Raw genomic sequence first — 11647 nt, 5'->3', positions numbered from 1 at the left:
AATGGAGGTAAGTAAATGAATGATGAAATGCTAAAAAATCAACAAGAAATTGTCAAAGTAGAAAAACATCAAGAAAAATTATCGAATGAAAAACGTGTATTAGAAGAAAAACTGCTTCAGTTGCAAGATGTACTTCAAAGAGGTTTTCAACAATTAGCTGAATCAAACCATGAGGCATTGCAACGAGGTTATACCTCAACACAGTGGTTACATAAAAATAATGAAACAAAACAACATATTTTTCAACGTCAGTTAAGACAAGCCAATGAGGAATTAAATCATACATATAATAAAGCCATTCAGAAATTAGAAACGGAACGAGAAGAATTACAGGCGCAAAGGAGAAAGCTCTCATGGGATTGATTTATGTCAGTAGTGAATCTTCAGACTTTATGTCTGCGCTTAAAAGTAATTTAGAAAGTGGTAAAGAAACTGTAAGTCAATTGAAATCGGGTAGTCAAAAAGTTGTCTCAGCAGTAGATGGCAAGCAATTATCTGGTGCGGCGTATACAGCAGGCAAAGGCTTGTTTGCGGATTTGATCATTCCAACGATCACCCGCACAACAAATGCCATTGAACAGATTGAACAAGAATTGAAAAAATACCAAAATGCCGATAAAATAGTGGCAAGTGAAGGCGAATTGAATGAAGATAAGTTAAATCAACAGATACAAGTCACACGTACAATGAAAAACTCAGTAGACAAGACCTTATTTTTCGTCCGATTACAAACGACACTGAACCCAATCGCAAGTGTACTAGATACCTTGTTGAATGTTGAAAGAGATTTGCAGCGAATGACTGATAGCTTTCAACAAGATATCGATCATTTACAAAATCAACTAAGAAAACTACAGGATTTCAATACACAAACAAGTGGTTTATTTGCTAATAGTCTAAATGAGTTGAAGATAGCGATGCAAGGTGTATTGATATTAAATAATACGACAATCAAAAGTGAGGGCTCATACTCATTACCAAAAGGTACAAATAAAAGTTATTTTGAGAAAATAAAAAAAGACGTATCTTTGGTTATTGAATCAGGCGATCAAGAGATTGAGTTAATCAAAGAAACAGATAGTCTAGAAGAAATCAATCGCAAAACACTTGCTTGTGCGAATATAAGAATCAATCCCTACACAGGAAAGAAAATCAGCCAAGAAGAAGCGAATAAATTCAAGTACGCTGCATGGTCAGGAACATTTACGAATATTGGCGACACAGTGATGGGGGCGTATTATGGAAATAAAGGTGCTTCGAGATTAGATGGCATCGATGATGTTGGGAGTGTCAATAAAAAGTCGTTTAGTGAGAAAGAGGGAGGAGCTACAGTCTTTAAACTTGAAATTCCGGAACAAAGTTTGAAACATGCTGATGTCGGAGATTTTACTGTTAATCCTTCCACAGGAAAAGTTTCCAAAATGAAGGGTGGGGGACATGGCCAAGCTAACATTGACTTTCTAAAGGAAAATGGGTTTGAAGTAAACATTGAAAAAACTTACTCTAATGGTGTCAGAGCTGGAAATGTACCACACCACAAGACACCGTCGAAACGTATAGGCACAGGTCAATCTTGGTTTCCTGAAAATTGGACAAATAAAGAGATAAAACGTGCAGCACAGCATATTGCTAACCAATCAAATTTTGTAGGTGCTCAAAATGGGGATGTTATTTTTGGGGATTATAATGGTGTACGAGTGGGTGTAATAAAAACTGATGGGAATATTGGAACCATTTTTTCAGATGGCACGAAACAACCATAAATAACTATTTAAAGGAGAAAAAATTATGGATATATTTAATCAAATAAATAAAAACTTAGAAGAACGAAGAAGTTTACATGAAGAAGACGACTTTGGACTTGAAAAAAGTTGGACAGAATTAACCACTATACTATCTATGAGTGAAGATAAAACAATTAATTATTTGAAAAATTGTTCTAAGGAAGACTTATTATTGATTAGCTCAGTTTTTGCTGATGTTTCTGAAAAATTACAAAGTAAAAGATTCATCTCTTGTTTAAGGGAACTTGATAAAAAATATCCTGATTTGAAGCTAACCTTTTTTATTTCTGATGCTGAAAGTTACATAAAAAATTAAAATAAAAACCAGTACAGCATTTCCAGAGAGCTGCATTGATACGAAAATCATTGAAAGTTCAAAGACTATTGGTAATAGCAATCTAGTTAACTAGTGATGGTGCTACATGGCATGGAAGTATTATTTGTGGCGTCAAAATTGATGTAATAAAACAAGGAGCTAAAATAATTAGTGCTTATCCTACTGGAACAGTTAATGGACCTCCTCCTATAGGATTTAGTAAATAAGGAGTGTTAAAATATGTATGATGAGTTAGATAAAATATTATCTGAAGATAGTTCAGAGGATTCTTGGTATGATGATGGATGTATCTATACTGAAGAATTACTAGGAAATTTTACTGAGAGCGATTGGAGAGCGTTAATGCAATCTGTAAAAAAAAGAATGATAGATATAAAATTAGATTAGCTTATTCTATTGAAGAGGATACTGGTATGAATGGCTTCAACTTGTTGTTAGAGCTAGTAAACGATAATGCTGAGGTTGCTGAATATGCTTTAGATGGCATCGATGATGTTGGGAGTGTCAAGAAAAAGTCTAATAGTGAGAGTACTGGTGGGGCTACTCAGAAAGTTATTTCTGAATTTAAGAGTTCTGTGTTAGATGGCAAGCGAGTCGGGGGTGGAACAACAGTTGATGATATAAAACCAATTTGTGGAAAAGATCCTTTAGGCAAACCAATTATAGATAAGGAATTTCCACATGTTCTAAAAGAACATGGATTTAGCAACATTGTTGACAATTATCCAACTGTTGCAAATGAGTATTCTTTAGTTGGTGGAGATGGAATTAGTAGAAGATTTTTTCAAATTGAAGGAAGTAACAATGGAAAAATAGGTGTTTTTGAATGGATTGTCGAACCTAATGGTAATATAAGCCATAGAAGATTTATAAATGGTGGTGCGTTGACTGGAAAACCAAATCAAGTTCCTAAAAAATAAAAGGAGAAAATAATGAATTTAGCATGTTTTAAAGAAAAAGATGTGAACTATAGTTGGAAAACTATCTATATTGGAGTAATTCAAAAATTTTTCGATCTAAAAGTAATTTCTGACTATGCGATAGAGCTAATGGATCAGGGAAATGATGATGATTTTATTAATGAACTTGCATGGGGAATAAAACCTGACGAATTACAATCAGTGTTATTTGAATTGAAAAGAAAGTACTTTCCTAATGTGGATGAAGGCGGTAATGATTATAAATTTGAAGAACAAAAACTTAGATTTATTTATTTATCTAAACTAAATGATACCATGAATGATGAAGATGATTTGTTAAATGGAATTGCAGAATTCTATAGTAGCAATGGGTATCCAGAAGATATGGTTAGCTTCATAAATTATATGCCTCAAGAAGTTCCTACTACAAAAAAAGAATTGATAGAAAGATTCCATCAATTCTTAGAATCAGAAAATGAAAAAATTAATGATAGGTAAAATGAATTTTTCTCTTTAAAACTGTTGTTCTTTTTTTGATAGTTAATTGATTGTACAAAGTAAGTATTTGCTTCTTTTTCTTATTAATTTGTATTTCCACCTAATCTTTATTTTGAATCAAGATACAAAAGTTGAAGGGGTTTGTCAAAAATAATGTGAATTATCATAACTTTTGGTAATGTCAGTATATATTGATAGTTTAAATAGTTGGTTTAATATTTGGTACCAAATATTTTGAACTAGAGTTGACAGTAGAAATAAAAAAACATTTAAATGATATTGCTCGTCTATTAGGTTCACTAGAGAATGCTAACGAACTGGAGATGCAGAATCCGTTCATGATAATATGAAAGAATTTCTTAGTTTGTTGCAGTTAAATAGTGAAGTGATTCCTCAAAATGATGTCATTGCCTTTGGTCGACAAGATATTTTAGAATTACTGGATCAATTGTTGAGGTAAGTAATAGTTTTTTATGGATTGAAAAAACTTGTATATGTAAATATTTTTATTTATATATAGTTAATAGAGCAAAAGTATAACGATCGACGAGTTGAAACTATTGATATCTTCTTCTTCTTGCAACACTTCAATCAACCCTATAACTACATCACAATGGCAGTGATGTCGGCAGAATAGTGAGTTTAAGACAAAAATAAAATCGAGTAAATGGTGGGAATAGAAATAACCTCTTTGGAAAATCAGGTAACCTCTACGAAAGCATAAAGAAAAATTTCGTGAAGGTTACCTGATTTTTTGAGGTCAAAATATTTCTATTTCTTTCCAAAGAAGGAATGAGCAAAGAGGACGTTCATTTGGTCAATAGGAAGAAGTGAGGGTTCTTTTTTATATAATCAATTAGCACATTGGAATAGTTGTTTACTAAAAAAAGATATATACATGTGCGAAGGAATTATGGTTACTAAACAATGTAACTGTTTTTAGATAGGTTTAGTGTATGCTATCTCAAGTCTATAATTGTCTGTATATATCGTGTATAATCAAAATGAATATGCAATTGAAAGGTAAATAATATGAAACTAACTGACCTACGAGAAATATTTGAAGTTTTCACTAGTATTAATAATCGAATACCTGAAGTAGAACAAAATATTGTACTAGATAATGACTACTATAAAGAAAAATTGTTTAATAAACCTAGAAAATATGATAATTTGTATAACTTTATACATAATAGAACAATAATCAGTAATAAAAGTAACAAAAATATTCTAATTAATACAGCTAGATTTTATATTAATTGTTTAAAGAAATATGAGTATGAAGAAATTATATTTAATTACGGTTTAAATGAGCAATCGTCCATAATTTATGCCGTAAACAATGGGAATTTGGCAAGTACAAAAAAATATGTAACAATAGAAACTTATGCTTACTTGGAAGGTGGAAATAAAAAATTTATACAATCTTTTAATACTGAATTCCAATTGTTGGACGGAGAAATCAAATGTGTGTTAGAAGAAAACCTAGAATCTGAAATGAAGAAAATTTTCATGAGAAACAATAACTATATCGGATTGTTTCACAAAATTATTGTAAATAACGTTTCAACGGAATGTATGGTTTGCTATTTTATTAGAGAAACAGGACTTTTTTGTTATGGTGGAATGGGAGGAGGAAGTTCTTTACCAAGGATAAATTTGATTGAGCTGGATGTTAGCGATTATAGAGAATTGTATGTTTTCAATAATTTGAATTTAGAAATATCTATAAACCAGATGAAAGAAATTGATATACATGTATTACCAAATGAATCTTGCCAAATAGATTATTCAATTGAATATTATTATCACAATAAAAAAATAAAATATAGTGATAAATGTGTAGAATCGACAATTGTAAAGGTTCCTCAGTTCAAACTAAATCCAGCTTCATCTGTACAGTTTCATGGATTTTTATTTGATGTATTAGTCAAAGACAATATAAAAAGATATCAAAAAGGTGAGTTGTTTCATATTGATAAGCAAATCTGTGCAAACTTTAATGATTTAAAAAAAGATTTTATCATTACAGAGATAGGGTATGAAGATGATTGATTTTTCGATATAATAAAGTAATCAGAACATACTTTTACTGAATTAAGTAAATATCCATATGCACCAATTAAGAAAACGTTGACATTTCCGCAAAACCCATTTATCATATAATTATATTATCAATAAAAAGAAGAACCCATTTAATACGCGGCAGTATTAAATGCGAGTATGTTACTGCAACGCAGGCAGAACTCAAAAAAGATTTTAAGGCACAAGCCCTTAAATCTTTTTTGAGTTCTTTTTTTTAGGAAAGGAGAATAGGGCAAGTGAAAATAATACAGATAATCAACAACAATGTGGCATTGATCAAGAAGGGCGGACATGAGGTCTTTATTGTTTCCAAGGGAATCGGCTTTCGAAAGAAAAAAGGTCAACAGGTTTCAGAAGACGAGATCGAGAAAATGTATATTTTGGATTCTTATGAAATGTTGGAGCATTTTAGCTACTTACTGTCAAAGTCGGATTCCAATGACATTCTTTTGATTAGTCGGATCATTGAAAATGCAGAGGGGAAACTTGGCATCAAAGTGAGTGATTATTTAACACTAACATTACTGGATCATTTAGAGTTTCTTTTAGAACGGGCTGAAAAGAGCCAGTTTATTGCAAGTCCGTTGATTTGGGATATTCGCCGGTTTTATCATCGTCATTTTGATCTCGCACTGGAGAGTCTTGAGATGATCGAGAAAGAAAAAAATCTAAGTATTCCTAATGATGAAGCGGCTTCTATCGCTTTACATTTCATCAACTTTTGGGACAATAAGAAATCTGATCAGTTATTGGAAATGCAGACATTGAGTGATATTGTCTCTATTATTGAAAAACACTATACATTTAAAATCGATGAATCTTCGACGAACTTTATGCGGTTCTCAACTCATTTGCAATACTTTATCCAGCGGATCATCAAAAGTGAGTTGACACAGCCAGAAGGAAGTATCTCTTTATTGTATCAACAAATCAGTCAGTTATATCCAGAGGCTTTCAAAGCGGTCCAAAAAATCAAAATTTATATCAAGCATCAATTTAAAGCAGATCTTTCCATGAATGAAGAAACGTATTTGATGATGCACATCAATCGATTAACAGAAAGGATTGAAAAAACAGATGAAATATGAAAAGTTAAATAAAGCAATTATTGAATTGGTTGGCGGAAAAGAAAATATTGTGGCTGCGGCCCATTGTGTCACACGTTTACGTTTGACGTTAAATAATCGCAACTTAGCGAAAACAGAAGAAATCAAAGAAGTAGACGGAGTGATTGACGTCGTCTCTAATGACGTGGCGTATCAGGTCATTATTGGTACACATGTCACTGAAGTCTACAATGATTTCATGTCATTGACAGGCTTAGGGGGTGGGAGTGAGGCTACTTCTGAGAAAGAAAAATTATCATGGAAGAAAATCCCGACAGCCGTATTATCGGTCGTTTCTGAATCAATGACTTCAATTATCGAAGTGTTGATTGCGGCAGGAATGATTGCTGGGATTTTGAGTTTGCTTTCTTTGACGGGAATCGTTTCGGCGGAAAGTCCAACGTATCAAATTTTTCAAACATTACAGACGTCGATTTTTACGTTCTTACCAATCTTTTTCGCTTTTTCATCGGCTAGAAGGTTGAATGTCAATCCTTATGTCGCGACTGTTTTAGCAACAACTGTGATGTCTTCAAATATTACTGGTGCGGAAGGGTTAAGTTTGTTTGGTTATCAATTACCTGTGATTGATTATTCCCATACATTCATTCCGATTTTATTAGCGATCGCCTTGTTGAAATTTGTGACTACTCAGTTAGAAAAAGTAGTGCCGAAAGCGATTCAGCTGTTTTTTGTTCCAGCAGTTTCCTTGATGATCGTATTGCCCGTTCTCTTAACCGTTTTTGGTCCGGTTGGTATGTGGATTGGTTCGTGCATTTCTTGGGTATTTACGATGTTGTCTGAAAACATTGGTTATTGGATCGTAGTGATGCTTTATGCAGCTTTCCAACCGTTCTTGATCGTCTTGGGGGCTGCGAATTTCCTATTCCCGATCGGATTGACTTTCTTTGCTGAATTAGGCTACGATCCAGTGATTACTGGAGCTGCCACGATTTCAGATATTGCCGTTGCTGGAGCGATGATTGGTTATTTCTTGAAGACGAAAAAAGAGAAAGAAAAAGCGACATTTGGAACGATTGGTTTTTCAGCGGTCATGGGAATCACAGAACCAGCTATTTTTGGGGTCTTCTTAAAATATCGCCGACCATTTATTGCGGTAATCGTTGGTGGTGGGATTGGCGGTTTGATTGCAGGATTAGCTGGGGTCAAAGCATGGACAATGGCTTGGGGGTTAGCAGGCTTACCTGCTTTTTTGATTGGTGGCACGGCGAATTTTATTTGGATGATCATTTCATGCGTTACCGCATTTCTCCTAGCGGGAGCTGTTGCCTATGGGCTTGGGATGCCACAAGAAGGAAAAGATGTTAAAAAGGAAAAAACACTGACTAAAGCTGGTCAAATCGCACTGGAAAATGTCAGCTCAGGTGAGGTCATCCAGTTGAGTCAAGTTTCAGATAGTGCGTTTGCTTCAGGCGCTTTAGGTAAGGGTTTTGCAGTGATTCCTCATGAAGAAAATGGTGAAATTTTTGCACCGATCGCAGGAGAAGTTACCGTAGTTTTCCCCACAAAACATGCGTATGGGATCAAGACAGAAGATGGAGTAGAAGTATTGATCCATGTTGGGGTTGATACAGTCAACCTTGAAGGAAAAGGATTTACTAGTTATGTAAAAGTCGGCGATCAGGTAAAGACTGGTGATGTCTTGGCAACAGTTGATTTTTCTGCCATCAAAGCAGCTGGTTTTGATCCAACAGTGATGGTCGTTGTCACAAATAGTGCAGACTTTTTGGATGTTGTACCGTTGGCTGATGACAGTACGAATCAAATTTTAGCAGTGATTATTTAGGAGGCGTAAGAAGGATGAAAACAGATTTTTTATGGGGCGGTAGTATTGCAGCCCATCAAAGTGAAGGTGGATGGGATCAAGGCAGCAAAGGAATTTCCAATATGGATCTAGTCACGAAAGGAACCCGGTACACTCCACGAGAAATCCACAAAGAACTGAAAGAAGGATTCATTTATCCTTCTCATACGGGGATTGATTTTTATCATCGCTATAAAGAGGATATCAAACTATTTGCGGAAATGGGTTTTACAGCATTAAGAATCTCGATCGATTGGACACGGATTTTTCCAAACGGTGATAATCCAGAACCAAATGAACAAGGATTGAACTTTTATGAAGAGGTAGTCGATACATTGCTCGCACATGGGATTGAGCCGATCATCACGTTCTTTCATTTTGAATTACCAGCTAACTTGATTGTAAAATACCAAGGTTGGACGAGTCGCAAACTAGTCGATTTATTTGAAAAGTATGCTGAAACATTGTTTGAACGTCTGAATGGTAAAGTAACTTATTGGGCAACATTCAATGAAATCAATCATTTAGACCCGAACTCGAAAGCGGCAGAATTTTTTACGTACTATATTTCTGGTCTTAAATTTGAAGAACTCGAAAATCCGAAACAAGCGATCGCACAAATTGCGTACAATACGGCACTTGCTAGTTCAAAAGTCGTTAAGTTGGGCCATCAAATCAATCCCGAATTCAAAATTGGTTGTGTCTTTGGTATCAATCCGCAATATCCAGAAACGTGTAAACCAGAAACGATGTTAAACAACTTGCTGGAAAATGAAAAAGAATTGTATCAAATGGATGTAATGTGTCGTGGCAAATTTCCACAATACAAATTAAAAGAATTTTCAGCGCAAGGTATCGTGATCGAACAACAAGAAACGGATGTGAAAGATTTTCAACAAGGAACGATCGACTATATTGGCTTGAATTATTATATGTCCAGTGTCACTCCGAATGAACAAAAAAAGAATGAAGCTTTCTTTGGTGGTATCCAAAATCCGTATCTAGAACTTTCAGACTGGGGCTGGGCCATTGATTCCGTTGGTTTACGTTATACGATGAACTGGTTGTACAGAAGATACCAATTGCCGTTAATGATTACTGAAAATGGACTAGGCGCTGAAGATGTGTTAGAACTAGGAAATGTTGTCAATGATGACTACCGTATCGATTATCTAAATCGCCACATTTCAGAAATGAAAAAGGCAATCACTGAAGATTATGTCGAATGTCTCGGTTATCTCTCTTGGGGACCAATTGACCTAGTCAGTGCCTCTACTGGTGAAATGTCGAAACGGTATGGATTCATTTATGTTGACTTGGATGATGAAGGAAAAGGCACCGGAAACAGATACAAAAAGAAATCGTTTGATTGGTATAAAAGTGTGATTGAAACAAACGGAATAGGATGATAAAAAGCAAAAAACCCAAAAATTGGAAGAACAATTTTTGGGGTTCTTATTTTTTTTATAGAGGAATTGTTTCTAAGATATTAAGCTTTAAGCATTAACTAAAAAATGTATTAGCGAAAGCAATAAAAACGACCAATACAGGAATCATCCATGAAAAACCATACGTTTTATCAAGGATTTTGTTTGACGAATGATTGATCATTCTTGAGATGACCTCAATCAGAAAATAACCTAGAATCATTCCTAGTACATTTGAAATTAAATCATCAATGTCTGTTGCTCTAGCTATCGTAAATAGTTGGCTTATTTCAATCAACAATGAGGTACCAAATCCAAGTAAAAGAGAATAACTGAATTTTCTATACTTGTTGCTAATTAACGGACACAAGAACCCGATGGGTATAAAGCAAAGAATATTAAGAATATAACCTGCATTTATTCCATCTATAAAAGGGATAAGATTGATATTCGGATTGAAAATACTCTCACCAAATCCACTGATCCTATTCAACTCACGAAGCGTAGGAACACCGAACACATTGAAGAATGTGAAACTCATATAATAAAATAGTAAAAGTGCTGATAGAATGTTTATCAATTTAGAGGAATCTTTATTTTTTCTAGTGAGCCAGAATAAAAAACTTGCCAAAATCAGTAGACCTATCAAGAATACTGGTTTTAAAGTCAAGATATCTACTATGGACTCCCAGAACCCGATTTGTTGCGTCATATTTTCCGCCTTCTTTCCTTAAGTTAATGGGTAATTAGTAAAGTTAATAATCTCATAGAAGGAGAATCGATCCATCAGCCTGTAGACTTATTTTAGAAATTATTTGAGTATAATGCCAAAATGGTAAATGATACAAAGTGAAGTCGATTGGTTAGTACTGGATAATAATTATGGCAGGTAGAAAAGATAGCCCAAAACTTGGATCTCGGCATCTATCTCAATGTAATCTTTGACTTTATTATTAAAATGAATCGCCTTAATCTGATAAATCTATTCTTTTTTCTAATGAATAACATAGGAAATTTTTGCATGGTTTTTAGCAAATTCTTGTCCTTTTATCTTACACTTACATGATAGGAATGACTATCAATAGCTTTGTTTTATTAAAATAAAAAACGTTAGATAAATCAACGAATGATACAGTGTCGTCAGTTTTTATAGTATAAATGAATACCATTTTAAAAAACAGAAAATAATATATTTTTGTTGAAATTCATGTATTTTGTAGCTCTTTTCGCTTGATTTTCGTCTATCTTTTATGAAATCCATATGTTAAAGTATTGGCGGAGATACTTTTGTTGATAGAGCTAAAATTTCCAAGAGATAAATGAGTGAATAAAAGTGAATTTAAAATAAAATAGTCGATTAGATGTCAGGGAAAGAGGTGAAAGTCCTCTACAGACCTACCTACTGTAAGGTGGATGAAACCAATAGGACCACAGATAATTCTGGAAGGGTTGGGAGTAAATGGAAGCCAAGTCAGGAGACCGGTTTAACGGCAATCATGTTCTTTTGTAGGAGAAAGATCAAGCGTTTTTTTGTGTGATCAATCAAACTGTCTTCTCCTGTAAAAGGAAAGGCAGTTTTTATTTACTTTTAAAAAAAGTTGTTTGATAAGAAAATGGAAATGAAAGGGTTATCGTAAAAAAGTAATCACTGGGAAAAGTAAAAAT

Annotated in this window: 11 protein-coding genes and 1 riboswitch; of the genes, 10 read left to right on the top strand and 1 reads right to left on the bottom strand. The window is 33.9% G+C overall.

From position 1 onward, the window contains the following. Nucleotides 1-15 precede the first annotated feature (15 nt). The 10 genes from IGK01_RS10855 (at nt 16) to IGK01_RS10810 (ending at nt 9964) form a co-directional block, all read left to right on the top strand. Nucleotides 16-363 (top strand): hypothetical protein, encoded by a 348-nt coding sequence (locus IGK01_RS10855; RefSeq protein ID WP_438840752.1) that lies wholly within the window; start codon nt 16-18, stop codon nt 361-363. Continuing rightward, complete coding sequence (locus IGK01_RS10850) at nt 354-1763, top strand: EndoU domain-containing protein (protein WP_438840751.1); 1410 nt, start codon at nt 354-356, stop codon at nt 1761-1763. The genes IGK01_RS10855 and IGK01_RS10850 overlap by 10 nt, the downstream gene beginning before the upstream one ends. A 25-nt stretch (nt 1764-1788) precedes the next feature. After that, nucleotides 1789-2100: a hypothetical protein gene (locus tag IGK01_RS10845; RefSeq protein WP_019723443.1), complete on the top strand. Its 312-nt coding sequence runs from the start codon at nt 1789-1791 to the stop codon at nt 2098-2100. Nucleotides 2101-2340: 240 nt separating this feature from the next. Continuing rightward, nucleotides 2341-2508: a hypothetical protein gene (locus tag IGK01_RS10840; RefSeq protein ID WP_226075739.1), complete on the top strand. Its 168-nt coding sequence runs from the start codon at nt 2341-2343 to the stop codon at nt 2506-2508. A gap of 26 nt (nt 2509-2534) precedes the next feature. Beyond that, on the top strand, nt 2535-3041 hold the full coding sequence (locus tag IGK01_RS10835) for a hypothetical protein (RefSeq protein ID WP_409173577.1): 507 nt from the start codon (nt 2535-2537) through the stop codon (nt 3039-3041). Between the two features lie 12 nt (nt 3042-3053). Continuing rightward, nucleotides 3054-3539 carry a DUF2247 family protein gene (locus tag IGK01_RS10830; RefSeq protein ID WP_438748537.1) on the top strand — a complete coding sequence of 162 codons (486 nt, stop codon included), beginning with the start codon at nt 3054-3056 and terminating at the stop codon, nt 3537-3539. A gap of 1032 nt (nt 3540-4571) precedes the next feature. Next, complete coding sequence (locus IGK01_RS10825) at nt 4572-5594, top strand: hypothetical protein (protein WP_409173575.1); 1023 nt, start codon at nt 4572-4574, stop codon at nt 5592-5594. Nucleotides 5595-5860: 266 nt separating this feature from the next. Continuing rightward, nucleotides 5861-6712, top strand: a complete 852-nt coding sequence (locus IGK01_RS10820) for a PRD domain-containing protein (RefSeq protein WP_438840750.1) — start codon at nt 5861-5863, stop codon at nt 6710-6712. Beyond that, the gene (locus IGK01_RS10815) at nt 6702-8537 is read left to right on the top strand and encodes a beta-glucoside-specific PTS transporter subunit IIABC (protein WP_409173573.1); all 1836 of its coding nucleotides are present in this window, start codon (nt 6702-6704) and stop codon (nt 8535-8537) included. The genes IGK01_RS10820 and IGK01_RS10815 overlap by 11 nt, the downstream gene beginning before the upstream one ends. A 14-nt stretch (nt 8538-8551) precedes the next feature. Beyond that, complete coding sequence (locus IGK01_RS10810; RefSeq protein ID WP_438840749.1) at nt 8552-9964, top strand: family 1 glycosylhydrolase; 1413 nt, start codon at nt 8552-8554, stop codon at nt 9962-9964. A gap of 94 nt (nt 9965-10058) precedes the next feature. Here IGK01_RS10810 and IGK01_RS10805 read toward each other — a convergent pair whose 3' ends face one another. Beyond that, nucleotides 10059-10694, bottom strand: coding sequence for a VanZ family protein (locus IGK01_RS10805; protein WP_153830158.1), 636 nt, complete (start codon nt 10692-10694; stop codon nt 10059-10061). A gap of 618 nt (nt 10695-11312) precedes the next feature. After that, nucleotides 11313-11484: riboswitch (cobalamin riboswitch) on the top strand. Nucleotides 11485-11647 lie beyond the last annotated feature (163 nt).

Source organism: Enterococcus sp. AZ080, assembly GCF_051714945.1.
GTDB classification, from domain to species: domain Bacteria; phylum Bacillota; class Bacilli; order Lactobacillales; family Enterococcaceae; genus Enterococcus_B; species Enterococcus_B pernyi.
Note: the sequence above shows the minus strand (reverse complement) of the source record. Positions and strands in the feature narration are given on the sequence as shown.

Excerpts from the sequence above, each read along its gene's own strand:
- IGK01_RS10855 (WP_438840752.1), top strand. The coding sequence starts at position 16 with ATGAATGATGAAATGCTAAAAAATCAACAAGAAATTGTCAAAGTAGAA.
- IGK01_RS10850 (WP_438840751.1), top strand. The coding sequence starts at position 354 with ATGGGATTGATTTATGTCAGTAGTGAATCTTCAGACTTTATGTCTGCG.
- IGK01_RS10845 (WP_019723443.1), top strand. The coding sequence starts at position 1,789 with ATGGATATATTTAATCAAATAAATAAAAACTTAGAAGAACGAAGAAGT.
- IGK01_RS10840 (WP_226075739.1), top strand. The coding sequence starts at position 2,341 with ATGTATGATGAGTTAGATAAAATATTATCTGAAGATAGTTCAGAGGAT.
- IGK01_RS10835 (WP_409173577.1), top strand. The coding sequence starts at position 2,535 with ATGAATGGCTTCAACTTGTTGTTAGAGCTAGTAAACGATAATGCTGAG.
- IGK01_RS10830 (WP_438748537.1), top strand. The coding sequence starts at position 3,054 with ATGAATTTAGCATGTTTTAAAGAAAAAGATGTGAACTATAGTTGGAAA.
- IGK01_RS10825 (WP_409173575.1), top strand. The coding sequence starts at position 4,572 with ATGAAACTAACTGACCTACGAGAAATATTTGAAGTTTTCACTAGTATT.
- IGK01_RS10815 (WP_409173573.1), top strand. The coding sequence starts at position 6,702 with ATGAAATATGAAAAGTTAAATAAAGCAATTATTGAATTGGTTGGCGGA.
- IGK01_RS10810 (WP_438840749.1), top strand. The coding sequence starts at position 8,552 with ATGAAAACAGATTTTTTATGGGGCGGTAGTATTGCAGCCCATCAAAGT.
- IGK01_RS10805 (WP_153830158.1), bottom strand. The coding sequence starts at position 10,694 with ATGACGCAACAAATCGGGTTCTGGGAGTCCATAGTAGATATCTTGACT.